The organism is Thiomicrospira microaerophila (assembly GCF_023278225.1).
In the GTDB taxonomy this organism is placed as follows: Bacteria; Pseudomonadota; Gammaproteobacteria; order Thiomicrospirales; family Thiomicrospiraceae; genus Thiomicrospira; species Thiomicrospira microaerophila_A.
This window is the reverse complement of record NZ_CP070959.1, coordinates 2122738-2146967: the sequence shown is the minus strand read 5'-3', so window position 1 is coordinate 2146967 and position 24230 is coordinate 2122738. Positions and strand designations below refer to the sequence as shown.

27 protein-coding genes are annotated in these 24230 nt (G+C 44.4%); 12 read left to right on the top strand and 15 right to left on the bottom strand.

Annotated features, from left to right (window positions below):
• Nucleotides 1–60: 60 nt before the first annotated feature.
• From bioH to JX580_RS10455, 3 genes are read left to right on the top strand one after another with little or no spacing between them, the layout of a single operon-like run.
• A complete protein-coding gene (gene bioH / locus JX580_RS10465) occupies nucleotides 61–870 on the top strand; it encodes a pimeloyl-ACP methyl ester esterase BioH (protein WP_248850484.1) in 810 nt (269 codons plus the stop codon).
• Nucleotides 860–1807, top strand: a complete 948-nt coding sequence (bioC, locus tag JX580_RS10460) for a malonyl-ACP O-methyltransferase BioC (protein ID WP_349251688.1) — start codon at nucleotides 860–862, stop codon at nucleotides 1805–1807. Before bioH ends, bioC begins: the two co-directional genes overlap by 11 nt.
• Before the next feature lie 2 nt (nucleotides 1808–1809).
• On the top strand, nucleotides 1810–2181 hold the full coding sequence (locus JX580_RS10455) for a SirB2 family protein (RefSeq protein WP_248850483.1): 372 nt from the start codon (nucleotides 1810–1812) through the stop codon (nucleotides 2179–2181).
• A gap of 65 nt (nucleotides 2182–2246) precedes the next feature.
• Here the strand turns inward: JX580_RS10455 and rpoH are convergent, their stop codons facing one another.
• From rpoH to hisB, 12 genes are all read right to left on the bottom strand, one after another.
• Entirely contained in the window at nucleotides 2247–3110 is an 864-nt protein-coding gene (gene rpoH / locus JX580_RS10450) for an RNA polymerase sigma factor RpoH (protein ID WP_248850482.1), read from the bottom strand.
• A gap of 69 nt (nucleotides 3111–3179) precedes the next feature.
• Nucleotides 3180–3878, bottom strand: coding sequence for a zinc metallopeptidase (locus JX580_RS10445; protein WP_248850481.1), 699 nt, complete (start codon nucleotides 3876–3878; stop codon nucleotides 3180–3182).
• Nucleotides 3879–3881: 3 nt separating this feature from the next.
• Nucleotides 3882–5660 carry a thioredoxin domain-containing protein gene (locus JX580_RS10440; RefSeq protein WP_248850480.1) on the bottom strand — a complete coding sequence of 593 codons (1779 nt, stop codon included), beginning with the start codon at nucleotides 5658–5660 and terminating at the stop codon, nucleotides 3882–3884.
• Nucleotides 5581–6678, bottom strand: a complete 1098-nt coding sequence (tatC, locus tag JX580_RS10435) for a twin-arginine translocase subunit TatC (RefSeq protein ID WP_248850479.1) — start codon at nucleotides 6676–6678, stop codon at nucleotides 5581–5583. Before tatC ends, JX580_RS10440 begins: the two co-directional genes overlap by 80 nt.
• A 14-nt stretch (nucleotides 6679–6692) precedes the next feature.
• Nucleotides 6693–7130 (bottom strand): Sec-independent protein translocase protein TatB, encoded by a 438-nt coding sequence (tatB, locus tag JX580_RS10430; protein WP_248850478.1) that lies wholly within the window; start codon nucleotides 7128–7130, stop codon nucleotides 6693–6695.
• Between the two features lie 33 nt (nucleotides 7131–7163).
• Nucleotides 7164–7427 (bottom strand): twin-arginine translocase TatA/TatE family subunit, encoded by a 264-nt coding sequence (gene tatA / locus JX580_RS10425; protein ID WP_248850477.1) that lies wholly within the window; start codon nucleotides 7425–7427, stop codon nucleotides 7164–7166.
• Nucleotides 7428–7490: 63 nt separating this feature from the next.
• Nucleotides 7491–7811: a histidine triad nucleotide-binding protein gene (locus JX580_RS10420; protein ID WP_248850476.1), complete on the bottom strand. Its 321-nt coding sequence runs from the start codon at nucleotides 7809–7811 to the stop codon at nucleotides 7491–7493.
• A 28-nt stretch (nucleotides 7812–7839) separates the two neighbouring features.
• Nucleotides 7840–8157: a phosphoribosyl-ATP diphosphatase gene (locus JX580_RS10415; protein ID WP_248850475.1), complete on the bottom strand. Its 318-nt coding sequence runs from the start codon at nucleotides 8155–8157 to the stop codon at nucleotides 7840–7842.
• Nucleotides 8154–8927: an imidazole glycerol phosphate synthase subunit HisF gene (hisF, locus tag JX580_RS10410; RefSeq protein WP_248850474.1), complete on the bottom strand. Its 774-nt coding sequence runs from the start codon at nucleotides 8925–8927 to the stop codon at nucleotides 8154–8156. The genes JX580_RS10415 and hisF overlap by 4 nt, the downstream gene beginning before the upstream one ends.
• Entirely contained in the window at nucleotides 8928–9680 is a 753-nt protein-coding gene (hisA, locus tag JX580_RS10405; protein ID WP_248850473.1) for a 1-(5-phosphoribosyl)-5-[(5-phosphoribosylamino)methylideneamino]imidazole-4-carboxamide isomerase, read from the bottom strand.
• Between the two features lie 22 nt (nucleotides 9681–9702).
• Nucleotides 9703–10341, bottom strand: a complete 639-nt coding sequence (gene hisH / locus JX580_RS10400) for an imidazole glycerol phosphate synthase subunit HisH (protein ID WP_248850472.1) — start codon at nucleotides 10339–10341, stop codon at nucleotides 9703–9705.
• A gap of 3 nt (nucleotides 10342–10344) precedes the next feature.
• The gene (gene hisB, locus JX580_RS10395; protein ID WP_248851921.1) at nucleotides 10345–10932 is read right to left on the bottom strand and encodes an imidazoleglycerol-phosphate dehydratase HisB; all 588 of its coding nucleotides are present in this window, start codon (nucleotides 10930–10932) and stop codon (nucleotides 10345–10347) included.
• A gap of 413 nt (nucleotides 10933–11345) precedes the next feature.
• Here hisB and ccoN point away from each other — a divergent pair, with 413 nt between their 5' ends.
• The 9 genes from ccoN (at nucleotide 11346) to ccoS (ending at nucleotide 19913) form a co-directional block, all read left to right on the top strand.
• Nucleotides 11346–12779: a cytochrome-c oxidase, cbb3-type subunit I gene (ccoN, locus tag JX580_RS10390; protein WP_248850471.1), complete on the top strand. Its 1434-nt coding sequence runs from the start codon at nucleotides 11346–11348 to the stop codon at nucleotides 12777–12779.
• Nucleotides 12780–12842: 63 nt separating this feature from the next.
• Nucleotides 12843–13682 carry a cytochrome-c oxidase, cbb3-type subunit II gene (ccoO, locus tag JX580_RS10385; RefSeq protein ID WP_248850470.1) on the top strand — a complete coding sequence of 280 codons (840 nt, stop codon included), beginning with the start codon at nucleotides 12843–12845 and terminating at the stop codon, nucleotides 13680–13682.
• On the top strand, nucleotides 13675–13857 hold the full coding sequence (locus JX580_RS10380) for a cbb3-type cytochrome c oxidase subunit 3 (RefSeq protein ID WP_248850469.1): 183 nt from the start codon (nucleotides 13675–13677) through the stop codon (nucleotides 13855–13857). The genes ccoO and JX580_RS10380 overlap by 8 nt, the downstream gene beginning before the upstream one ends.
• A gap of 20 nt (nucleotides 13858–13877) precedes the next feature.
• Complete coding sequence (gene ccoP, locus JX580_RS10375; protein ID WP_248850468.1) at nucleotides 13878–14792, top strand: cytochrome-c oxidase, cbb3-type subunit III; 915 nt, start codon at nucleotides 13878–13880, stop codon at nucleotides 14790–14792.
• A gap of 68 nt (nucleotides 14793–14860) precedes the next feature.
• Nucleotides 14861–14986 (top strand): hypothetical protein, encoded by a 126-nt coding sequence (locus JX580_RS11945; protein WP_283103591.1) that lies wholly within the window; start codon nucleotides 14861–14863, stop codon nucleotides 14984–14986.
• Nucleotides 14987–15131: 145 nt separating this feature from the next.
• Entirely contained in the window at nucleotides 15132–16595 is a 1464-nt protein-coding gene (gene ccoG, locus JX580_RS10370) for a cytochrome c oxidase accessory protein CcoG (protein ID WP_248850467.1), read from the top strand.
• Between the two features lie 90 nt (nucleotides 16596–16685).
• A complete protein-coding gene (locus tag JX580_RS10365) occupies nucleotides 16686–17207 on the top strand; it encodes a FixH family protein (RefSeq protein ID WP_248850466.1) in 522 nt (173 codons plus the stop codon).
• A 3-nt stretch (nucleotides 17208–17210) separates the two neighbouring features.
• Nucleotides 17211–19679: a heavy metal translocating P-type ATPase gene (locus JX580_RS10360; protein ID WP_248850465.1), complete on the top strand. Its 2469-nt coding sequence runs from the start codon at nucleotides 17211–17213 to the stop codon at nucleotides 19677–19679.
• A 3-nt stretch (nucleotides 19680–19682) separates the two neighbouring features.
• Entirely contained in the window at nucleotides 19683–19913 is a 231-nt protein-coding gene (gene ccoS, locus JX580_RS10355; protein WP_248850464.1) for a cbb3-type cytochrome oxidase assembly protein CcoS, read from the top strand.
• 69 nt (nucleotides 19914–19982) lie between these two features.
• On the opposite strand, the gene JX580_RS10350 is transcribed toward ccoS, so the two are convergent.
• The 3 genes from JX580_RS10350 to JX580_RS10340 are packed head-to-tail and all read right to left on the bottom strand — an operon-like array spanning nucleotide 19983 to nucleotide 24227.
• On the bottom strand, nucleotides 19983–21434 hold the full coding sequence (locus JX580_RS10350) for a TrkH family potassium uptake protein (RefSeq protein WP_248850463.1): 1452 nt from the start codon (nucleotides 21432–21434) through the stop codon (nucleotides 19983–19985).
• A 15-nt stretch (nucleotides 21435–21449) separates the two neighbouring features.
• Nucleotides 21450–22850: a Trk system potassium transporter TrkA gene (trkA, locus tag JX580_RS10345; protein WP_248850462.1), complete on the bottom strand. Its 1401-nt coding sequence runs from the start codon at nucleotides 22848–22850 to the stop codon at nucleotides 21450–21452.
• A gap of 9 nt (nucleotides 22851–22859) precedes the next feature.
• Nucleotides 22860–24227 (bottom strand): sigma-54-dependent transcriptional regulator, encoded by a 1368-nt coding sequence (locus JX580_RS10340; protein ID WP_248850461.1) that lies wholly within the window; start codon nucleotides 24225–24227, stop codon nucleotides 22860–22862.
• Nucleotides 24228–24230 lie beyond the last annotated feature (3 nt).

Genomic DNA, 24230 nt, shown 5'->3' with positions numbered 1-24230 from the left:
AACTAGCCTTAGTGGTGTTCAGTCGTTACAATCTTGTCAGTTTTATAGATTGGGCGCACCGTGGCAAATATTAAAACGCATCTTTATACTGAAAGCTTTGGTCAAGGACCGTCGCTTAGCCTAATTCATGGTTGGGGAGCGGAAAGTGCGGTTTGGCGAGATTGGGCTGAAACCTACCTTAGCGCTAACTTTAAAGTAACTTTAATTGACTTGCCAGGATTTGGCCAGAGTCCACCTTTAAAAAACCTGCATCAAGACGAAGTTAACCAGGCCTGGTTAGCGCTTATTGCTGAAGCTCTTCCAGAACAAACCTATCTATTAGGCTGGTCGCTGGGTGGCTTAATGGCTCAGCAACTTGCTTTAAGGTTTCCGAATAAGGTTAAGAAGTTGGCTTGCATTGCTTCGACCCCAAGATTTATTCAGGCAGATGATTGGCGCTATGGCGTGTCGATGCCTTTAATAGCCGATTTTGTAAAAGCGGTTGGGTTAGATAGTGCCGCCTTACTGAATCGTTTCTGGAAGCTACAGTTACAAGGGAGTGACGGTGGGCGTAGGCTGATTAAACATTTCGTTGATCAAATGAAGCACCGACAGTTGCCAAGCATTAGCGGTTTGCAACAAGGCTTACAATTGTTACGCGATGTTGATTTACGTTCTAGTTTAATTGATATTCAAGTGCCTAGTTTATGGTTGTTGGGTGAGAAAGATCCCTTGGTGCCGCTTGCTGTAACACAAGGTTTATTGCAGTGTCAGCCAACGGCTAGTATTGCTGTGATTGAGGGGGCGGCCCATGTGCCTTTTTATTCACATCCAGAACAAACCGCAGACGCATTAATCCACTTTTTAATTGAGGGTTCACTTGAAGACTGAAACTGGCCAAATGATGAATCTTCGTCATGTTCAACAGCATTTTTCGAAAGCGGCCTTGCATTATGACGAGGCCGCTGTTTTGCAAAAGTTGACAGCCGATGAGTTAGACCAGCGACTTGATCTAATTAAGATTAAGGTTCAGCGGATAGTTGATTTGGGGGCGGGTACCGGATTTTTGACAGAAAAATTATGGGCGCGTTATCCGCAGGCTGAAATTAGTGCGGTCGATTTATCTGAGTCGATGTTGCATCGAGCTAGGTTAAGATTTCAACGGTCTTATCCACAGCAGGCCTGGTGGTCCGCTTGGTTGAAAACGATTCCTAGGGTTTGTTTTGTTCAAGCCGATGCCTATCATCTGCCTTTTGAGTCGGGTTCTCAGGATTTAGTTGTGACCAATTTTATGCTGCAATGGTGTGATGATTTGGATGCCGTGCTGCAAGAAGTTCGTCGTGTACTCAGACCGGAAGGGTTATTGATGTTAAGCTCTTTGGGGCCGGATACTTTGAAAGAGTTACGGCAGGCTTGGGTCAGCGTGGAAGGTGAAGCGGGTCATTTAAGAATGAGTCCTTTTGTTGATATGCATGACTTGGGTGATGCGTTGGTACGAGCCGGATTCGGGCAGCCGGTTATGGATGTTGAGCGTTATCGTTTAACCTATTCACAGCCGATTGAGGTTATTCGAGATTTAAAAGCGATTGGTGCGACCAATGCACAGCAACAGCGTGTTCGAGGTTTAACCGGTAAAACAAAATTTAATGCGATGTTGGCCGCTTATGAAAAGCAAAAGCAAGACGATAAGGTTTGTGCGACCTATGAGGTGGTTCATGGCCATGCTTGGGCGGCGCAAGAGGTTTTTAAAGGACCGAATCGTGATAAGAATGGTGTGGTAAATATCACGCTAGATGAGTTTCAAAATCAATTAAAGGCGAGGGGTTAAGGATGGTTGTAAGTTTAATTATGCTACATAAGATAGCGGTATTGGTCAGTATTATTGGTTTTTTTGGCCGAGGCGTTGGGCATATCTTTCAGCAGGCCTGGGTGTCTAAAAAACCGGTGAAAATAATTCCGCATATTGTCGATACCTTGCTGATTGTTTCAGCCGTGGCGGTGGTGTTGATGACGGGGTTTAGTTTTTCTGATCCTTGGATTTTAGCAAAAATCATTGGTCTGTTACTTTATATTGGCTTGGGTTTAATGGCGTTTAAGTTTGCTAAAACTCGTGGTTTGAAGGCGGTTTATTGGTTGTTAGCCTTGTTGGTTTTGTTTTATCTTGTCGCTGTGGCAATGCATAAGCAGGCCTGGCCATTTTAAAGCTTGTGTAACAAAAATGCCCCGAATTTCGGGGCATTTTTTATTTGGGCTTGTTAAAAAACCAGCTAGGCCAGCAAAAGGCTTTCGCTCAGAGAGGCCTTGAGTTTTTTCATTGCTTGCTGCTCTATTTGACGAATGCGTTCCATCGATACGCCATACTTTTCTGATAGCTCTTTCAAGCCCAGTTTATTTTCACCTAACCAGCGAGCTTGGATAATATCCAAGCTTCGCGGGTCAAGCTGTTGCAGTGCGGATTGCATGAGTTCAGTTTGACGCTGGTCTTCTGTTTCACGTACCCAATGGGTTTCAGGATCAAGCTCATGACTAATTAATACCGGTGCATGATAGCCGCGTTCATCTTCTTCATCAGCGGTCATGTCAACCTGAATGTCTTTGCCGTATAATCGGCTGTCCATTTCCAGTACATCGGCACGGGTTACCCCCAGCTCTTCTGCGACGCGATCCGCATCTTTATCGCTGAACCACTCGAGTGCATTTTTGGCACCACGCAGTTTAAAGAATAATTTACGCTGTGCTTTGGTGGTCGCGGTTTTAACTATGCGCCAGTTTTTAATTACAAATTCGTTAATCTCGGCACGAATCCAGTGCACCGCAAACGTCATCAGGCGCACGCCCTCTTCTGGGTTAAAGCGCTTGACCGCCTTCATTAAACCGATATTGCCTTCTTGAATTAAATCGCCGAGCGGTAAGCCATAGCCATTGAAGCTTCGCGCCACTGGAACGACATAACGCAGCGATGCCAGAATCAGTTGACGGGCGGCTTCAAGGTCTTGGTGGTAATAAAGACGTTCAGCCAGTTCTCGTTCTTCCTCTGCATTCAGTTGAGGAAGCGTGCGAACAGTGCGTAAATAGCTTTCTAGGTTTTGCCCTGGTGTAAGCTGTTGAATTGTAAGCGCTGTTGATGCCATAAATCACAACCTCTTGTTTAGTTTTATTAACATGAAGTTAACAGATTTTATGCCAAAAATCAAGTCTTGTTAACGACGCCACCCACTGAACCAGCGCCATAGGTTGAATAGGCTGGCGAGACTTGCGCTGACATAGGTGAAGGCACAGGCAGTAAGGATGTGCCTTGCACGCGACAGGTCTTTTTTATCAAGATATTCACCCTGTTCAAGTAGAGGTAAAGCACGTTTGTAGCTGGCATCAAATTCAACCGGTAAAGTCGATAGATGAATTAAAACGGGGATGCCCATCGCAATAAATCCGGCAGCGAAGGTGATTAAACCGATCATAGGCGTATGGAGTAGAGGAATGAGTACCGGGGTTGCAAGCAGGGCGATACCGCTGAACTTTTGTAACCATTGAGCACGTTCAACCATTTCAGTCCGTGTCAGTAGGGGTTCGTAACCTTGTTGATGTTGGATGGCATGGCCGATTTCGTGCGCGGTGGTGACAATAGCCGTCAGTGAGTTACTATGGTAATTTGTGCTGGATAGCCTGACCACTTTTTCAATCGGATCGTAATGATCACCCATTTGTGCACCCTGCGGGATGGCTTCAAGTCTAACGTCTTCGAGCTGGTATTTCCTGAGTAGATGTTCGCCAAATTCAGCGGCGGTGCCTGGAAGGCTGGGGTGGGGCTGGCTGTGTTTTTTTAGTATCCACTGTGTCCACCACTGGGGCACAAAGCTGATGATTGCCAGTAATACTAGGCCAACAATTAAAAGCCCCATTTGTTACTGGCATCCTTGGTAGGTGAGGTAGCTGGCATATTGCCATGCTTGCAGGCCTGGTTGTAATTGGATAGACGATTCTTTTGTGCAGTTCATAATCGCACTGGCCGAAGGTGTGGCCAGGTCAGGAAGGTTGGCTAAGCCCTGTTGGCCGGGTAGCAGGCTTTCACTGCTTGCTAGCCAGCGTTGTTGATTGTAAAAGGCCTGTTCGGCTTGCTGGGTTAGGCTATCAATCCATTTTTGGTAATTGAGACCGCTAACTTCTTGCCAAAGCCGAAGTCCTGCGAGGCTATAGGCATAGTCTTCAAGCGTGGCTTGACCGAAAATTTCGCCTTGATCATTAACCGCACGAGGCGGGTTGGTTTGTTGTAAAAGACGAATGAGTCGGGCGGAGATTTCACTGGCACCTAATGCATAATCAGGGTTTTGGGTAGTAGCAAAACCACGAGCATAGGCGGATAAGAGCAATCCATTCCAGCTTAAGAGTTTTTTGTCATCGGTTAAGCTTGGGCGGTGACTGAGTTGCTGCTGTATGTTGGGCCAGCGAGCATGATTTAGGGGTTTAGGAAGCCAGCCGCGACTAAATGGAGCAGGGTTTTCAAGCAACCAGGCCTGGTTGACGAGCTTGTAGTCTTGTTGGCTGAGTTGGGTTAAAAGTTGTTGGTTTGACCAAAGATAACGACCGCCATCTTCCCCTTTGTGATCGAGTGCTGACTGACTTGCGCGTGCTAAACCAGTTAGCGTGCTAATCAATTCCGTCTCAATATAGCTTAAAGTATTTTGCGCGGTCACCAAAAAGTCTGAACGGTTAAAGCGATCTGCGGCAATAAAAAACACCTCGGCTAATTGGGCATTATCATACAGCATTTTTTCAAAATGAGGTTCTTGCCAGTTTGGATCGACTGTGTAGCGAAAAAAACCATGGTGAATATGGTCGTATAGGTGTTCGGTTTGCATTTGCTCGAGTGTAAGGACTAACCAATCGAGCGTGTCTTGTTGATTGTTTTTATGCAATAACAGATATTTAATCAATGGACTGTGAGGAAATTTCTGAATGGCTTGTAGTCCGCCATCAAAACTGTCCAAGATAGTTGGCAGCGATTGACTAATTTCGTTGGCAAGTTCGCTGCGGGTTAAAGTTTGATTTTGCTGGGCTGTTTCTTTAGCGGGGGCGGCCAAGGCTGTAATGGTTTCAGCTTGAGTTTGCCACCAATGATTAATAATAGTCAGGGTTTGTAGCAGTGTTTCAGTGGGTTGGTAGACAAATCCACTAAAACTATGTCCATCTGGGGTTAAGATGACATGCAACGGCCAGCCGGCTTGCCCTGTTGCTTGGCGTAAGCGGTTAAGCAGGTAGTCATCTAGATCGGGAGTGAGTTCACGGTCAACCTTGACCGCAATATAATGGCGGTTAATTAAATCAGCCACTAAGGGGTGTTTGTAGTTTTCTTGGTGCATAACATGACACCAGTGGCAGGCAAAATAGCCGGAAGAAATAAAAATAGGTTTGTTTTGTTGTTGAGCTTTATTTAGGATCTCTGCTGACCATAGTTTCCAATCAACCGGATCATCAGCATGTAACGCCAGATAGGCAGAAGGGTGTTTTTTTAACGGGCTCTCAGCATAGGATGCCAGCGGGAATACAGCTAAAACAAATAACAAGATCCCAACCAGGCCAGGTTGGGAAGCATGGATAGGTTTGTTAACTTTTTGGCTTGCTATCCGTTTCAACGTCAGCTGGTTGTGATCTATCTGAATTAGAGCCGGTAGATTGGTTTTCATTGTTTTGACGCTCTCTTTGTTCAGCTTGTTGTTTAAGCTTTTCCATTTCTGCATCAATCTTATCAAACTCTGCATCAAAGTCGAAATCATCGTCAACGGGTGTCTGCTGTTTTTTCACATTTGCTTTGTTTTGCTCTGCCGCCTTAGCCTGATGTGGGTTAACATCTTTATTTTGATCAGCATAGCGATTGTCAAAACCTTCGTTATCAGTTTTGTTTCTGTAGCTGGATGATGATGGCTCAGGCTCGGGTTCATAACTATCGCCATTTGGGTCGATACCTTTACGTTTTAATATAAAGGTGCCCACCACAATGCCAAGTTCATACAATAACCATACTGGAACGGCGAGTAGGGTTTGAGAAATGATATCAGGCGGTGTTAGCAACATACCCAATACAAACGCTGCAACGATGACGTACGGGCGAGCATGAGACATGGCTTTGGGTTTAACCATGCCGGTCAGTATTAACAAAACCGTAATTACAGGGACTTCAAATGCTAAGCCGAAGGCAAAGAACATCTTGATCACGAAGTCTAGGTAGAGCGAGATGTCAGTGGCAATGGTCACGCCTTCTGGGGCGGTTTGTGATAAGAAACCAAATACTAAAGGAAATACCACATAGTAGGAAAATGCACCACCGGCATAAAATAAAAAGGAGCTAAAAAATAGAACTGGGCCAATAAGCTGTTTTTCGTGCTGATAGAGTGCGGGCGCAATAAAACGCCAAAGTTGATAAAGCAAAAACGGCATGGCAAGATAAATGGCCAGTACTAAGCTTAATTTAAATGGCGTTAAAAAGGGTGAGGCAACGCCAACCGCAATCATGCTGTTGCCTTCAGGCATAAAGCGGGTTAGTGGATCAGCAATATAGGTGTAGATGTCATTTGCAAATGGGAAAAGCATTAAAAATAGAACTAAAACCGCGATCACCGATTTGGCGACAGCATTGCGAAGTTCTAGCAGATGCTGAACCAATGACATTTCTTGATCGTTTGGCGGTAGGGCGCTGGTGCTCATAGGTGGCTATTAGGTTATGTTTTTGGTTTGTCGTCGGTGTCACTTGACGATGCTTGGTTGTTAGGGGCTGTTGGTGTTTCTACGTCATTTGTGCTTTCAAGCTGACGTTTAGCCAGCTCAAGATCTTGTTTTGTCGGTTCGATAACCGACTGTCCAAATGGACGTTGTAATTCATCAAAATTGATTTGATCTTTTACATCGTCAAAGCCCTTGTAAAGATCTTGCTGAATAGACTCGAAGCGTTTTTGTTCTTCTTTTAGGTCAACAGCCTGTTGCAGTTCACGCACGGTATCTCGCAAATTGCTGTCATCTTTTACCGAGTTGATAAAGTTGCGAAATTTGCCAACCATTTGGCCCGCTTTCCGTGCTACTTCTGGCATACGTTCCGGCCCCACTACCAATAGCGTAATGACCAGAACGACGACAATTTCGAGAAAACCAAAGTCAAACATGCTTCATCCTAATGATGCGTTGTAAATAAAGAGTTAAACTTTTGGTTTTTCCGCATCGGTTTGCTTTTCTGTAACCTGGGCATCATAGACATTATCTGTCTTTTTTTCTTCTGATAGGGTTTTTTGTGCCTCAGCAGTTTGTTGTTCAGATTTTTTCTCATCGTCCTCACTGACTGCTTTTTTGAAACCTTTAATTGCGCTGCCTAAGTCAGTTCCTACATTTTTTAGGCGCTTTGCTCCGAAGATAACCAAAACAATCGCCAGAATGATTAATAATTGCCAAATGCTAATGCCCATTTTTGTCTCCAATCAAATTTATGAGGTTATTTTGTAAGCGTTGAATAATAGCAAATAACTCGGTTAGTTACCAAGTAAATGTATATGAATATGGAAAACTTCCTGCCCGCCTGATTCGCCAGTGTGGATCTGCGTTTTAAAACCATCTAGGTTTTGAGCTTGTGCAATCTGCGGCAGTAAGAGCATCATGTGCCCCATCAAGTCCTTGTCTTCCGGCTTGAGGTCAAATAGCGTGGCAATGGGTTTTTTAGGAATAATTAATAGATGTACTCTGGCGCGTGGGTTAATGTCCTTGATGACAATGCATTTGTCGTCTTCATACACCACGTCAGCAGGGATTTCTTTATTGATAATGCGTGTAAAAATACTTGGTTCTGATTGCATAGGAGGATCTCTCTTAAGTTTTTGTCGGTTATTCAGTTCGTTGCGCTTTTTCTTCTAGCCCAGATAAGCCAAAACGACGCTCTAGTTCGTTTAAAACCTCGGAACTGGATAGGTTTTGGTGTGCGAGTAGCACGAGTGTATGAAACCATAAATCTGCAATTTCGTAAACTAAATGTTCGGCGTCACCGTCTTTTGCTGCCATGATGGTTTCAACAGACTCTTCACCTACCTTCTTTAAAATTTTGTCTAAACCTTTCGCGTAGAGGCTGGCCACATACGAACTGTCAGCTGATTCGGTTTTGCGTTGCTGTATAATCTGGTCGAGCTGTGCTAAAACTTGGCTCATAAACGTACCTCTACACCCTGTTGCTGCATCGCAAGTTTGGCTTCTTTGATCGTATGTTGGCCAAAGTGGAAGATACTCGCCGCTAATACCGCTTGAGCATGACCTTGTTTTACGCCATCTACAAGGTGTTGAAGTTCACCGACGCCACCCGATGCAATCACCGGTATTTTCACGGCATCAGCAATGGTTCGCGTTAGTTCAAGATCAAATCCAATTTTTGTGCCATCACGGTCCATGCTGGTTAGAAGCAGCTCACCAGCACCATAGCTTTCCATTTTGATCGCCCAGTTGATCGCGTCAATTCCTGTTGACTTGCGGCCACCGTGGGTAAAAATTTCCCATCGATTTGGTTCATTTTCTGCACTGACTTTTTTGGCATCAATTGCAACTACGATACACTGGGAGCCAAATAAATCAGAAGCTTGGCGGACAAAGTCAGGATTGTGAATCGCTGCAGTATTGATCGACACTTTATCCGCTCCGGCATTGAGCATTTGGCGCACGTCTTCAACTTTGCGAATGCCTCCGCCAACGGTTAGCGGGATAAAGACTTGACTGGCTACCTGTTCAACGACATGTACAATGGTTTCGCGGTTGTCAGAGCTGGCGGTAATGTCTAAAAAGGTGATTTCATCTGCGCCCTGTTGATCGTAGCGTTTAGCGACCTCAACCGGGTCGCCAGCATCACGGATTTCAACAAACTGCACACCTTTAACGACGCGACCATTATCGACGTCAAGACAGGGGATGATACGCTTTGCTAGACCCATTTACATTTGCCCCAGTTGCTGGCTAAGCTGATCTGCTAGTGCTTGTCCCTCTGCGAAGTCAAGCGAGCCTTCATAAATTGCGCGACCGGTAATGGCGCCGACAACGCCATCTTGTTCAATTTTTGCCAGCGCATGAATGTCATCAAGATTAGTAATACCGCCTGAAGCGATCACTGGGATACTTAGTGCCTGTGCAAGTGCTTGAGTGGCTTCTATATTGACACCTTGCATCATGCCGTCGCGGCCAATGTCGGTGTAAATGATCGCCTCAACGCCATCGTTTTCAAAACGTTTACCTAGTTCGGTAACCTTATGTTCAGTTACTTCAGCCCAACCATTGATGGCAACATAGCCTTCTTTGGCATCTAACCCTACCATGATATGCCCAGGGAAGGCTTTGCAGGCTTGGTTTACAAATTCAGGATTGTGTACTGCTTTAGTGCCAATAATGCAATAGCTTACACCCGCGCTCAAATAGGCTTCAATCGTCTGTAAATCACGGATGCCACCACCAATTTGAATCGGTAAATCCGGATAGGCTTTGCGAACTTGGTGAACAGCGTCACCATTGATAGGTTTGCCTTCGAAGGCACCGTTTAGATCGACCATGTGCAAGCGGCGTGCCCCTTGGTTTACCCAGCGCGCGGCCATGGCAACAATGTCTGAGGAGAAAACGGTAGCATCTTCCATAATGCCTTGTCGTAGTCGAACGCATTGACCGTCTTTTAAATCGATTGCAGGTATCAGTAACATAAATTTTCCTAAAAAACTTGGCTTATTGGCCATCCCAGTTGATAAAGTTTTTAAATAGTTGAAGCCCAGCATCCGCACTTTTTTCAGGGTGTGCTTGGATCGCAAATAGCTGGTTATGAGCAATTGTGCTAGTAAACTCTTCGCCGTATTCGGTGGTTCCAAGGCTGTAGTGATCTAGCTTTGGCTTAACAAAGTAGCTGTGGACAAAATAAAAACGACTGGCGTTAGGAATTCCGTGCCAAAGGGGGTGGTCTTGTGTTTGTTGGATTTGGTTCCATCCCATATGTGGGATCTTTAAATCTGGAAAGCGTGTTTCATCAAATCGTTTTACCAGGCCTGGTATAACATCAAGACATTCAACGCCTTGGTTTTCATCGCTGTAGGTCATCAGAACTTGAAGTCCCATGCAAATGCCAAGAAAGGGTTTGGATTCTGCGGCTTGGATTACTGGATCAAGCATGCCGGTTTCTTTTAGCGCTTGCATGCAGGCTTTAGCAGCTCCTTGACCAGGGAAGATGACCGCATCGGCATTTGCGATTGCTTTTGGGTCTTGGCTGACCAGAATATCGGCTTTTTGCTGAGCGACGTGTTCAGCTGCTTTGGCGACCGAGCGCAAGTTGCCCATGCCATAGTCCACGACCACAATTTGTTTGCGGTTCATTGTTTATAAGCTCCCTTTGGTCGATGGCAAAATCCCCGCCATTCTCTCGTCAGCTGTCAAGGCCATGCGTAATGCGCGACCAAAAGCTTTGAAAATGGTTTCAACCTGATGGTGAGCATTTTTTCCGCGAAGATTGTCAATATGAAGCGTGGCTTGTGCATGGTTTACGAAGCCTTGAAAAAATTCGGCCACTAACTCGGTCTCAAATGTGCCAATTTGAGCGCGTGTGAAGTCGGCGTGAAAAGATAACCCAGGGCGTCCAGAGAGATCAATGACCACTCTGGAAAGGGCCTCGTCAAGGGGAACATAGGCGTGGCCATAACGTGCAATGCCTCTTTTGTCGCCCACCGCTTCGCGTAATGCTTGGCCAAATGCGATGCCAACATCTTCCACAGTGTGATGGTCATCAATATGTAGGTCCCCCACTGCCGCAATGTTAATGTCAATCATGCCGTGGCGGGCAATCTGATCTAACATGTGCTCAAAAAATGGGACTCCTGTATTCAGGGAGGCTTTACCTGTTCCATCAAGGTTAATCTCGATCTTGATTTGCGTTTCCAGGGTATTGCGTTCGACAGCTGCACAGCGCATTTTATTCATCTACCAAAACTAAAAAACGTAATCATACTGAAAAAATGGGTTTTTTGCATGATTTATGACACAACACGGTAGGGAGTGTGGTGGCTTTAGAGCGGAGAATTTATTGAATAACCACGCATAACTAAAGAGTTATAGTAAAGATCTCGAAGGGTCATAAAATTTTTTTAGTTTAACTGGAGGGTTGTTTATTGGATAATTCCAAAGATTTTTTAAAAAGGCTTCTTGCTTTGGTTATTTCCTTCAGGCGTAACAATCTTGATGCAGATTAAGTTTTTTGCGTTTTGAATAGCAATGGGGCAACAAAAGCCTATAATTGGGCACTGAGGAGTCTCTGAACTATTTGACGAGGGAAAGATCAAATTAGGCAGGGGTGAAACTTTAAGACTATAAGGGGAATCCAACTGATGGATACTACAATGACAAAACCACAATATGACGACGGAGTGGTCAAGTATTTGACTGTTCTTGCAGTCGTGTTTTTGGTGCTCGGCACATTGATGGGTACCTATGCTGCTGCGCAGTTAGCATGGCCTGCATTGAACTTTGATATTGCTGAAATTACCTTCGCACGTCTTCGTGTAATGCATACCAACACAGTAATTTTTGCTTTTGGTGGTATGACTTTGATGGCCACGGCTTTTTATACGGTTCAACGTACAAATGGCTTAAAGCTATATAGCAATGGTTTAGCTTGGACAACTGCTATCCTATTTACTATTGGCTTGTTGTTAGGTGTTTTAACGCTTTCTATGGGGATGACTCAAGGCAAAGAATATCATGAGCTTATTTGGCCGCTTGATATTGCTGTAGCCGTGGTATGGTTGATGTTTACCTTCAACTTTATTATGACGATTGCTAACCGTAACAAGCAAACGCATTCACATGTATATGTTTCAAACTGGTTCTTTATGGGTATGATGTTAATGATCACCTACCTATATGTTGTAAATGGTTTGGCGATTCCTGTGTCATTGTTTGAATCCTACTCAATCTTTAGTGGTGTTCAGGACGCAATGATTCAGTGGTGGTGGGGTCATAACGCAGTTGGTTTCTTCCTAACAGCTGGTTTCTTGGCGATTATGTACTACTTCGTTCCGAAGCAAGCACAGCGCCCTGTTTACTCGTACCGTTTATCAGTTATTCACTTCTGGGCATTAATGTTCGGTTATGTTTGGTTGGGTGCTCATCACTTGCAGTACACAGCTCTACCTGACTGGACAGGTTCTTTGGGTGCGGTTATTTCGTTAGCGATGATTATTCCTTCTTGGGGTGGTGCGCTTAACGGTATGTTAACGCTATCAGGTGCTTGGGATCGTCTACGTACTGACTACATTCTTCGTTTCTTAGTAATGGCTTTGGCTTTCTACGCTATGGCGACCTTCGAAGGTCCAGTTATGTCTGCTAAAACTGTTAACGCACTTTCTCACTATACTGACTGGACAATCGGCCACGTACACTCTGGTGCTTTAGGTTGGGTGGCGATGGTGTCGATTGGTGCGATCTACCACATGGTGATGAAGTTGTGGAATACTGAAATGTATTCAATGAAATTAATCAACTTCCACTTCTGGTTGGCAACGATTGGTACCGTGTTGTATATCGTAGCTATGTGGGTATCAGGTATTATGCAAGGCCTAATGTGGCGTGCTTATGACGAGTATGGCATGTTGGCTTATACCTTTGCTGAGTCTGTGTCAGCTATGCATCCTTACTATGTGATGCGTACTATTGGTGGTGTATTGTTCACCTCTGGTGCTGTTGTTATGTTGTATAACATTGTAATGACATTAAAAATGGCTAAGGCAAGACAGACCAGTGCGGTTACTGCACAGGCTTAAAGAAGAAGCGGAGCGGAACTAAGCTTCCGCTCCAACGATTAATGAGTTGAGGAGCAGAAACTCATGGCAGACGAAAAACCAAAAAATTTCCAGGATCGTGCAGAACGAAACATATTCGCATTGATGCTGGCAACCGCTTTTGCAGTGTCAATTGCGGGTATTGTTCAAATCGTACCTTTGTTCTATCTCAAGTCAGCGGTTGACTATACCGAGAAGACGGATCAGTACGGTAACGTTAAAAACGAAAAATTCCCAGAATTGGTCTGGGAGCGAGAGTTTGATCTAGATGCCAATGGCAGAGTTGTACTTGCTGCTGGCAGCGAAAATAAGCGTTTGATTTATAAAAACCCAAATGGATCTTGGGGTTCGGATTGGAAACCGGGTGACGGTGTTCGTCCTTACACACCTTTAGAGTTAGCGGGTCGTGATATCTACATTCGTGAAGGTTGTTATATTTGTCACTCGCAAATGATTCGTCCATTCCGTGATGAGCGTGAGCGTTATGGTCACTTCTCATTAGCAACTGAATCTATGTATGATCATCCGTTCCAATGGGGTTCTAAGCGTACTGGCCCAGATTTGGCGCGTGTTGGTGGTAAATTCTCTGATGAGTGGCATGTAATGCACTTGTTACGTCCTCAAGACCTTGTACCTGAGTCGGTTATGCCTGCTTATCCTTGGTTAGCTGAAAATAGCATTGAAACCAGCTTTTTCGGTATCAAGCGTAATATGGAGACGCGTTTAACTGCGATGCGTCGTATTGGTGTGCCTTACACCGATGACGAAATTGCATTAGCGCAGGAACATATCAAAGGAAAAACTGAGATGGATGCGATCGTTGCATACATGCAGGTTCTTGGCACTATGGTTAGACTAGACGATAGCAAGGTTTACCGTGAGTGATAAACAAAACTACTTCAGTACCGATTGGGCCGCGATGACCGGCCACGATTGGGCTGGACTGATTGTAACGGTCGTTATATTTTTTGGGATGGCCATCGCCTTTTGGTGGGCGTTGAAACCCAGTAGGCGAAAAGAGCTCGAAGAACAAAAATATAAGGTACTTGATGACGATTGATTATTCTGAGGAGAATAAGTATGGCACAACATAATCCATGGCCTGATGAAGGCAATACTGGACACATTTGGGATGAGGATATCCGTGAATTGGATAATCCACCACCCCTCTGGTGGATGCTGGCGTTTTACGCCGGTTTTGTAATGATTATTTTTTATGCACTTTATTACCCAGCTATTCCTTTGGCAGACAGCCATACTAAGGGCTTGGCTGGCTGGACAGCAATTGAAGAGTATAAAGAGAGTAAGGGTCAACTGGAAGCTTGGCGTCAACGTACTTTTGCGGCTGAAGAGGAGCAATTAAGAACCTTGGATGTTACCGAGATTTTAGCTGATGATAATTTGCGTGCTTATGCGGTAAATACCTCAAAAGTATTGTTTGGTGATTATTGTATGGCTTGTCACGGTTGGGGTGGTGCGGGTAACCCTAACTTCCCTATTCTGGCCAACGATGATTGGCAGTGGGGCGGTACTGTTAAGCAAATTGAAGCGGCTATGATCAATGGTCGTGTAGGTAATATGCCGGCACGTGGCATGATGGGTAACCTTACCGATGAGCAGGTTGTTCAGGTTGCAGAGTATTCTTTAGCCTTGTCTACTGGTGACGGTGATAATCCTGAATTTGCAGCTGGAAAGGCGATCTACAATGGTGCGGGTATGTGTATGGCGTGTCATGGCCCAACTGGAAAACCACTTGCGCCAAATGGTGCATCAAACCTAGCAGATGGTATTTTCCGCTTCCAAGGTGTCCCAGGTAACTTACAGGCATCTACATTAGAGTCTTATATCTATACTATTAAGTATGGTGTAGGCCAGCAACAGGTAGCAGGTACACGTGAAGCAGTCATGCCTTCATTTAAAGAGCGTCTTCCTGATGCAGAAGTTAACATCAAGCGTTTAGCAGTCTATGTTCACCAGTTGGGTGGTGGTCAATAGTCTAGGCATCACATAACCTGACATTTTAAAAATGTCAGGTTATTAAACTAAGGCAAAAGGAGTTCACTATGGGTGGCGAATTAAATAATGATTGGGTGCTTTGGGCATCAATTTTGGCAGTTTTGTTTAGTATTGTTTCTGCCGTTGCTTTTGGTTGGAAGTTATTCAAAAACATGGATTCTAAAAAAGACTAATTCTTTTGCTGAGCCATAAATAAAAATAGGTCTATTCATAGGCCTATTTTTATTTATGGGTAGTTATAAATTCTTTTGTATTTCACTGTCATCAATAAGATATAAAATACGACTTAATAATAAAAACTCATAAAAAGGACTACTAATGGCTGACCCAAACAAAGAAATTTATCGCCCTAAAATTCACACAGGTTCTGTGCTGGATGACATAGAGGTTAAATCAAGAACCCTCGACGATATTGGTGTGGAGATTCTTCCCCTACATACCGGCGGAACTGTTCACGCTAAAAGAACAGGAGGGAAGTTTAGGACATTTAAGTGGCTGGCTGCTTCTTTCTGGATCATATTGTTTGTGGGGCCATACCTGCGTTGGGATGGGTCTCAAGCGATCTTGTGGGATTTGGGTGCGCGTCAATTTCATATTCTTAGCCTAACGATCCTTCCGCAAGATATTTGGATGCTGGCGATGATTTTGTTGTTTTTTGCTTTGTTACTGGCGGCATCCACGGCGATAGCCGGTCGTGTATGGTGCGGGTATTTCTGCTTCCATACGGTATGGGTTGACGTTTTTACTTGGCTAGAAGAGAAATTTGAAGGTCGTCCTGCAAAACGAATCAAGCTAGATGCTGAGCCAATGAGCTTTTCTAAGTTTAAAATTAAGCTGCCTAAGCATATTAGTTGGATATTAATTTCGTTTATGACTGGCTTTAGTTTTGTGGCCTATTTTACCGATGCCTTTCAACTTTGGGCTAGATTACTTAGTTTTCAATTGGGTAGTATTGAACTAGCTGTTATTGCCGTGCTGGGGCTTTTAACCTATCTTACCGCTGGTTTTATGCGTGAGCAAGTATGTATGGGATTCTGTCCTTACTCGCGTATTCAGGGTGCTATGACAGATACTGAAACGGTTATGCCAACTTATGACCGTGACCGTGGTGAACCACGTGGACGTGCCAAACGACCCAAACCAGGTGAAGAGGCACCGGTATTGGGAGATTGTATCGATTGTAGGATGTGTGTAGATGTATGTCCTACCGGTGTAGATATACGATTGGGACAACAGTTTGGTTGTATAACCTGTGGTTTATGTATTGATGCTTGTGATGAAATAATGGATAAGGTTAAAAAACCAAAAGGTCTGATTCGTTATGCAGCGATTAATGAATTTGCCGGTAAAGCATTGCCACCTATTTGGCGCAGACCCCGTGTCATCGTCTATTCGTCGATTATGACCATTGCGGCAGCAGCCTTAATTTGGGGTTTATCGAATATGGCACCGATGGACGTAACCGTACTAAAAGATCGTTCACCGCTGTTTGTGCAAATGAGTGATGGTACGATTCAGAATAAATATGAAGTTAAAATTGTGAACAAATCAAATGAGTTGATTAGCGCTAAAGTTGAAGTGTTTGGCCATGATGATTTGTTCTATATAGCGGATCGGATTGCGGATGTGTCGCCCGGAACAGTAGGTTCTGTCTCGCTGTTGGTTAGAATTCCACGTAATAAAGTGGGTACTGATTCATTGCCAATAGATATCGTGGTGACGGATCAAAATAATGGTCAAATTACAGATCGCTATCGAAGCGTTTTCCATGCACCTAAATAGTATGCAGTCTCCTTGTTTAAATTTGTTATAATCAAAGACCCTCTTGCAGAGGGTTTTTTTGCTTGTTAGCCGTAAGATAGGTAGAACAGTATGAGTACAGAAAAAATTGATAGACGTGACTGGAGTGTAGCCTGGAAAAATCCACTGGTTATTTTTTGGTTTGGGATTTTATTAACTGTTGTTATGGTTAATGCCTTTATGATCAGTATGGCCATTACAACGGCACCAGGGCTGGTGGTAGATGATTATTATGAGCGAGGTAAAAACCACGGTGCTATTATTGCTCGACGCATTGAAATGGAAAAAATGGGTTGGCAGTTAGGGATAGACTTGCCTATTATGTCTGAGGGTAAATCTGAAACCATTACGCTTGAAATAAAAGACAAGGATAATCGTTTATTTAATGTAGATTCGGCTATTCTTTATTATTACCGCCCTTCTGATCGTAACCTTGACGGTTATATTGAATTGCAGAATCTAGGTTCTTCTGGAAAGTATAGTGCTGAATTTATGCTACCGTTAAAAGGTAAGTGGGACTTTATTCTGGAAGTCGTACAGGGCGATTTAAAATACAGTGTGGGTCGCTCCATCATGGTTCAAGACCCCGTTTAGTTTATGGCGCAATGCTATCATTGCGGTCAAGAGATCAAGCCATCTGAACGCATTGATCGCAATATCAAAGGTACAGAGCGAGGTTTTTGCTGTCATGGCTGTGCATCTGTTTGTGAAGTCATTCATGATTCCGGTTTAGAAAGTTTCTACAAACTTTCTCCGGATACGCAACGCCCGGTTGCGCCAGCCCCAGAGCTTATTAAGGGTTCGGAATTCTTTGACTATGATGAAGTCCAGTCGCAATATGTCAAAGAACTGTCTGATCAACGACAAATAACCTTGATGTCAGATTCTATTCATTGTGCGGCCTGTATCTGGCTGATAGAGCACTCACTGGCAAAAATTCAAGGCATCACCTATGCCAATGTCAATTTCACCAATAAGCAAATCAAACTGCGATGGGATAATCGTAAAATAAAGCTATCTGAAATTCTTAAGCAGCTCAATCAAATAGGCTATGATGCCCGACCCTATGATGCTGAGGAGAGCGAGAAAGCATATAAAAAGGCCAACCGTGACTTGCTTTATCGCATGGGGTTTGCAGGTTTTGCGCTGATGAATGCAATGTGGTTTTCAGTCGCACTATATACTGGTGCAAGGGATGATGGTGAGTATACCGGGTACTTTTATTTCATGCTGTTTCTTATTGCCAGCGTGACCCTCATCTACTCAGCCCAGCCTTTTTTTAAAGGCGCATGGCAAAATATAAAAGCCAGATCCCCCGGTATGGATAGTTCAATCGCACTGGGTCTGCTCGTGACTTATTTCTATTCAGTTTATGCGATGTTGACGCCAGAGCAAGGTGGGCAGCCCTTTTTTGCGACCATTATTGATCTCACTTTCTTACTGTTGGTCGGACGGTATCTTGAAGCCATCTCTAAAAACAAAGCCTTAGATGCAACCAAACGCTTAATGGATCTTCAGCCGAAAATGGCAAGAAAATGGCAAGAAGGTCAAGAGCAAATTGTGCCAGTTCGTTTGCTAAAAGTCGGTGAGCGCGTGATGGTTAAACCCGGCGATAAACTACCAGTTGATGGGCGTGTTGTCGAAGGCGAAGGCAATGTCAATGAGTCGATGTTAAGTGGTGAATCGCGTGAGGTATTTAAACAACCAGGCCTGGTTGTGTCAGCCGGTACTATAAACCTTGACGGTTCTTTGCTGATTGAAGTTGAAAACACCCTTGAGAATACACGGCTCGGACGGATTATTCATTTGGTTGAAGATGCACAGGGCTCTAAGGCAACAATTCAGTGTACCGCTGAAAAGATTATGCCGTGGTTTGTTACTGCAACTATTACGTTGGCCGTTATCGCATTTGTATTTTGGTTTTTTCAAGCCGGTATTGAAGTGGCGATTATGGCTGGAACGGCGGTGTTGATTATTACTTGCCCCTGTGCTCTAGGCTTGGCGACACCGATGGCGATGGCGGTTGCCGCTGGTGTGTCGGCACGCAATGGGATTTTGGTGAAGAATGGTGTGGTGTTGGAAATGCTGAATGAGATAGATCATTTTGTATTTGATAAAACCGGTACGCTCACCAAAGGTCAAATGAAATGGGTCGATCAACAATGGCTAGAAGGATTTGATCAGCAGGCCTGGTTAACAAAACTCGCTTATATTGAGCAAAAATCAGAACACAGTTTAGCACGGGCGATTGTAGATGGGGTTGAACTAAGGCAGCCTAATTGGCGTCAGCAGTCCTGTAGCATACAAAATTTTAAGGCAGAACCCGGTCGTGGTGTGAGTGCCCAGTGTGGTGGGCAGCTCATCCGAATAGGTACGGCGGCTTGGCTAAAACAATTTGATATAGTTTTATCAGATGAATTACAGCTTTTTGAGCAACAGCAAGCCGAGCTTGGGCGTACCGGTGTTTGGTTAGCGACCGATCAACAAGCTATTGCTGTACTGACGATTGAAGATGAATTGCGCGATGATGCTAGGCTGCTGATTGAAAAGCTGCAAGCACGTGGTAAACAGATTACCCTGTTAAGTGGTGATCGTTATAGTGTTGCGCGTGCCGTTGCAGCGCAGTTGGGTGATATTGATGTGATTGCTGAAGTTTTACCGGAAGATAAGGCCGATGTGATTGCAAAACTCCAGCAGCAAGGTAAAAAAGTCGCGATGGTCGGTGATGGTGTTAACGATGCGCCTGCGTTGAGTCGCGCGCATGTAGGTTTTGCGCTAGGCGGTGGTACCGATGTATCGATGGATTCAGCCGATATTGTTTTGTTACATAATCAACTGATTGCGATTGATACGGCATTAGACTTGTCGCAACGTACGTTAAAAACGGTTAAAGAAAATATTGCTTTATCGATTGGTTACAATGTCACGATGGTACCTTTGGCCATGGCGGCGATGCTAACCCCCCTAATGGCATCGATTACCATGCCTTTAAGTGGTTTAGTGGTGATTTTAAATGCGATGCGGATACGAAGTTTTTACGCGGATCGAATTAAAAATAGGAAATAGCTTATGGAAATTATTTATATTACTATCCCATTGGTGTTGATTGTTGGTAGTCTAGTTGTCGCGATGTTTATTTGGATGGCAAAAAAAGGCCAGTTTGATGACCTAGATGGTGCCGGGCATCGGATTCTATTTGATGACGAAGGTCCAGAACCGACCAACAATACCTCAACAGAGTCAACAAAACAAAATTCGGCGGCTGAAAATCAAGACAAACCTCAGGGAAAACACATTTAAATTAACCACGAAGAACGGTTATGTTCTTCGCGATCTCTGTGGTTCAAAGCTAACAAAGCATTTGTTGCCTTACGCGCGCCAGAAGGTGCGGGTTAGGATCACTAGTAACGTAAAGATTTCAAGTCGTCCAAGTAGCATCGACAGGGTTAAAATCCATTTTTGTGGGTCGCTAATACCGCCAAAGTTTGCAGCCACTTCACCCAGTCCTGGTCCAAGGTTGTTTAGCGTTGCCGCAGTTGCAGAAAATGCGGTCACTTGATCCATCCCCAGCATCATCAACGCCAATATTATCACAGCAAATGTAGCAACATAGAGCGCAAAGAAACCCCAGACTGAAGACATGACTCTTTCGGAAATTGCACGGCCATTGAGCTTAACCGGCATCAATGCATTCGGGTGCATTAGACGTTGAATTTCTCGCACGCCTTGTTTAAGCAGTAGCAGGAAGCGAATAACTTTGATGCCGCCGCCGGTGGAACCTGCACTGCCGCCGATAAAACTCATAAAAATCAACATGACCGGTAAAAAACCGGGCCACATCGCAAAATCCGCATTACCAAACCCTGTCGTGGTTGAAATCGATACTGTCATGAATGCGCCATAACGTAAGGATTCAAGCAGGGTATCATAGACTTGTTGTGAATAGAGATAAAGGGTACTAATCACAACTCCAGTTAATAGCACAAGCGTATAGGTGCGAAATTCTGGATCAAATAAATAGGGTTTGGCTTCAAGTGAGCGAAAGGCACGAAAATGCAATGCAAAGTTAGCGCCGGCTAAAAACATAAAGAAGATCGCAATCGCCTCAATCACCGCACTGTTGAAATAACCAATACTGGCATCATGGGTAGAAAACCCGCCAATCGCGACCGTGGAAAAGCTGTGGCCAATCGCATCAAACCAGCTCATTCCAGCCATCCAGTAGGCAGTAGCGCAAATGATGGTGAGTGCAAGATAGATACCCCATAGGGTCTTGGCGGTTTCAGAGATACGCGGTGCCAGTTTATTGTCTTTGGTTGGGCCAGGCATTTCGGCACGGTAAAGCTGCATACCCCCGATACCAAGCATCGGTAAAATCGCCACGGCCAAGACGATAATCCCCATTCCGCCTAACCACTGCAGCTGTTGACGGTACCATAAAATTGCATGCGGCATGGCGTCTAAACCACTTAAAACCGTTGCGCCGGTGGTGGTGAGACCTGAGAAGGATTCAAATATTGCATCACTAATACTGATGGGCACTTCTTCTTCAAGAATAAAGGGTAGCGCACCTGCAAGACCGAGTGCAGTCCAGAACATCACGACAACGATAAAGCCATCACGAATTTTTAAATCACGTTTATGTCTGCGATTTGGTGTCCAAAGTGCTAGGCCAATGGCTAAGGTCAACATCATTGCCGCAACAAATGCCCATAGCGCACCATCTTGATAAATCAATGCAATGGTAATGGGGGGGAGCAGGCTTAGGCTGTAAAGCATTAATAACAGCCCAAGAATTTTGATAATCATTTTGGCTTGCATGGTTCAGATCTCGCTTCAGCTTAACCAAGAACGGCGTTCTTCCGGCATAAAGAGTTGAGTGATTTCGTCGATACGACTGCGATCGGTTAAAAATAGCACCACATGGTCCTCAGCTTCGATTATCAAGTCACGATGAGCAAACAGCACTTTGTTATCACGTACGATACAGCCAATCGTTATGTCATGCGGCCAATCAATTTCTATTAGGGTTTTACCAATCAACTTGGAACTGTTTTCACTGCCGTGGACAATAATTTCCATTGCTTCTGCGGCTCCGCGGCGAAGGGTAAACGCACGCACGGTATCGCCCTGACGCATATAGTGCAACAGATTGTTGGTGGTAATACGGTCAGCAGAAATCGCAATGTCTATCGAGTTAAGATGAATGAGTTCAAGGTAAGACTGATTGTTGACCAATGCAATTACACGGCGTACGCCAAGTTTTTTTGCCAGCATCGCAGAGATAATATTCGCCTCGTCACGGTTGGTCACCGCAACAAATAAATCAATTTCATCAATATTTTCTTCAATCAATAAGTCCTTATCGGACACATCGCCATGAATAATAATGGCTTTTTCCAGCACTTCGGCAATTTCACGAGCTCGACCAATGTTGTGGTCGATAATTTTAACCTGGTGATTTTTTTCTAAACTTTTTGCGAGGTTGAAACCTATGTGGCCACCACCGGCAATCATGATATTACGTGCTTTTTTTTGTTTTTCGCGACGAAATTCTTCTACGATTAAATGAACGTCGCGGGGTTCAGCGATAAAAAACACCTCGTCACCCACTCGGATCGTAACTTCACCGGTGGGCATGACCACTTCATCTTGGCGGTAAATTGCAACGATTCTAAAACCAACTCGGTTGGGTAGGTGCTGTTTGAGTTCGGCAATTTTTTTGCCAACTAAAGGCCCGCCGTTATGAGCGCGCATTGCTACTAAACGCACTTGCCCTTCAGCAAAGTCGATGACTTGTAAAGATCCGGGATAGCTGATGAGTTGAAGAATATAGTCAGTTACCAAACCCTCCGGGCTGATTAACACATCAATTGGAATCGCATCGGTACTGTATTCACGGTTGAATAATTCAGGATGCTGTAAATATCCTGAACCGCGCACCCGTGCAATTTTGGTGGTGGTTTTAAATAAAATATGCGCAATTTGGCAAGCACAAATATTAGTTTCGTCGTTTTGTGTTGCGGCAATCAACATGTCGGCATATTCAAGCCCGGCCTGAATCAGCACATCAGGGTGCGAGGCATGACCGTGCACGGTATTAATGTCTAATCGGTCTTGTAGCCGCTGTAAGCTGGCATTGTCTAAATCAACAATTGTAATGTCGTTATTGTCATTTACAAGCAGTTCGGCCAAAGACGAACCGACCTGGCCTGCGCCAAGGATAATAATGTTCATGGGTTTTCCTTATATCGGATCTTTTGGATCTATCTCTAGCGTTTTGAGTTTGCGGTAGAGATGGGTTCTTTCTACGCCTGAACGTTTAGCGGCTTCAGATACGTTCCCTGATGTTTCTCGCAGTAACTGTTTTAAATAGCTGGCTTCAAAACGTTCTTTTGCCGTTTTCAGGTCAACACTGGTATCAATGTGAGCAGCGCTAAAAAATTGATGCGCAGTTTGGTTTAGTGCAAGGCTTATTTCTTCTTCGTTAACATCGGGTGTTTTTCCCAAAATAAGTAGGCGTTGAATAAGATTTTTTAACTCGCGAAGATTGCCAGGCCAGCTGTATTGCTTGAGCTGTCGTAGTGTTTGTTCTGGGAATTTACGACGCGTTAATCCATCATGCTGTACGAATTGATCGACAAAAAAATGGACTAAATCAGGTAGGTCTTCATTGTGTTGGCGTAAAGCGGGCATGATTAAAGGCATGACATTTAGTCGCTTGAATATGTCTTCTCTGAAACGACCTTCACTGACTTCATTCTCAAGGTCTGCTTGGCTACTGCATACAATCCGCAAGTCGATATTATGGAGTTTGTCCGAACCGCAGCGACGATAAGCTTGATGGAAAAGGAGGTCAGCTAGACACGCTTGGCTGTCGGGTGATAGCTTTTCAACATGGCTAATAACGAGGGTACCGCCTTTAGTTTGTTCTATTTTGCCGACTATGTTCTTGTCGTCAGTGAGCGAACCTAACCAATCTTCCAGTTCATTGTTGAGTTTGTCAGCCGACAAGCTGGTGAAGGGTTGAGATTTACGAGGGCTCATTTGATGTAAGGCTTGAGCAAAGAAGGCTTTACCACTTCCCGTTTCACCCAGTAGTAGAATCGGCATGGTATATTTAGCTAGGCGTTCAATGTTATCGCGTTGTTGGCGCATAAGTTTGCTATTACCAATTGGCATAACCAGGCCTGGTTGTTGTACTTTTAGCTGTCGATTTTCATGTTGCAAACGGTTATGTTCCAGCGCACGTTCTGCCATAAGAATTAGCTTTGCGAGTGATAACGGCTTTTCCATAAAGTCGTAGGCACCGTATCGAGTCGCTTCTACGGCAGTTTGAATGGTTCCATGCCCCGACATCATAATCACACTGGTATGTTCAAGCAGTTGTTCGGCTTGCATTTCTTTTAGCAAAGATAATCCATCGATATCAGGCATCCAAATGTCTAAAAAAATTAAATCCGGTACTTGGTCGCGCCAAGCTTGGCGCGCCTGAACGCCATTGGCGGCTAAACTGACTTGATAACCTTCTTCGCTGAAAATCTCTTCCATGAGATGACGAATATCTTTTTCATCATCAACAATCAGGAGTTTGGTTTGTCCGTTAGGTTGCATGCA

Coding starts and splice junctions, on each gene's coding strand:
- JX580_RS10455 (WP_248850483.1), top strand. CDS start 1,810: ATGGTTGTAAGTTTAATTATGCTACATAAGATAGCGGTATTGGTCAGT.
- rpoH (WP_248850482.1), bottom strand. CDS start 3,110: ATGGCATCAACAGCGCTTACAATTCAACAGCTTACACCAGGGCAAAAC.
- JX580_RS10445 (WP_248850481.1), bottom strand. CDS start 3,878: ATGGGGCTTTTAATTGTTGGCCTAGTATTACTGGCAATCATCAGCTTT.
- JX580_RS10440 (WP_248850480.1), bottom strand. CDS start 5,660: ATGAAAACCAATCTACCGGCTCTAATTCAGATAGATCACAACCAGCTG.
- tatC (WP_248850479.1), bottom strand. CDS start 6,678: ATGAGCACCAGCGCCCTACCGCCAAACGATCAAGAAATGTCATTGGTT.
- tatB (WP_248850478.1), bottom strand. CDS start 7,130: ATGTTTGACTTTGGTTTTCTCGAAATTGTCGTCGTTCTGGTCATTACG.
- tatA (WP_248850477.1), bottom strand. CDS start 7,427: ATGGGCATTAGCATTTGGCAATTATTAATCATTCTGGCGATTGTTTTG.
- JX580_RS10420 (WP_248850476.1), bottom strand. CDS start 7,811: ATGCAATCAGAACCAAGTATTTTTACACGCATTATCAATAAAGAAATC.
- JX580_RS10415 (WP_248850475.1), bottom strand. CDS start 8,157: ATGAGCCAAGTTTTAGCACAGCTCGACCAGATTATACAGCAACGCAAA.
- hisF (WP_248850474.1), bottom strand. CDS start 8,927: ATGGGTCTAGCAAAGCGTATCATCCCCTGTCTTGACGTCGATAATGGT.
- hisA (WP_248850473.1), bottom strand. CDS start 9,680: ATGTTACTGATACCTGCAATCGATTTAAAAGACGGTCAATGCGTTCGA.
- hisH (WP_248850472.1), bottom strand. CDS start 10,341: ATGAACCGCAAACAAATTGTGGTCGTGGACTATGGCATGGGCAACTTG.
- hisB (WP_248851921.1), bottom strand. CDS start 10,932: ATGCGCTGTGCAGCTGTCGAACGCAATACCCTGGAAACGCAAATCAAG.
- ccoN (WP_248850471.1), top strand. CDS start 11,346: ATGGATACTACAATGACAAAACCACAATATGACGACGGAGTGGTCAAG.
- ccoO (WP_248850470.1), top strand. CDS start 12,843: ATGGCAGACGAAAAACCAAAAAATTTCCAGGATCGTGCAGAACGAAAC.
- ccoP (WP_248850468.1), top strand. CDS start 13,878: ATGGCACAACATAATCCATGGCCTGATGAAGGCAATACTGGACACATT.
- JX580_RS11945 (WP_283103591.1), top strand. CDS start 14,861: ATGGGTGGCGAATTAAATAATGATTGGGTGCTTTGGGCATCAATTTTG.
- ccoG (WP_248850467.1), top strand. CDS start 15,132: ATGGCTGACCCAAACAAAGAAATTTATCGCCCTAAAATTCACACAGGT.
- JX580_RS10365 (WP_248850466.1), top strand. CDS start 16,686: ATGAGTACAGAAAAAATTGATAGACGTGACTGGAGTGTAGCCTGGAAA.
- JX580_RS10360 (WP_248850465.1), top strand. CDS start 17,211: ATGGCGCAATGCTATCATTGCGGTCAAGAGATCAAGCCATCTGAACGC.
- ccoS (WP_248850464.1), top strand. CDS start 19,683: ATGGAAATTATTTATATTACTATCCCATTGGTGTTGATTGTTGGTAGT.
- JX580_RS10350 (WP_248850463.1), bottom strand. CDS start 21,434: ATGCAAGCCAAAATGATTATCAAAATTCTTGGGCTGTTATTAATGCTT.
- trkA (WP_248850462.1), bottom strand. CDS start 22,850: ATGAACATTATTATCCTTGGCGCAGGCCAGGTCGGTTCGTCTTTGGCC.
- JX580_RS10340 (WP_248850461.1), bottom strand. CDS start 24,227: ATGCAACCTAACGGACAAACCAAACTCCTGATTGTTGATGATGAAAAA.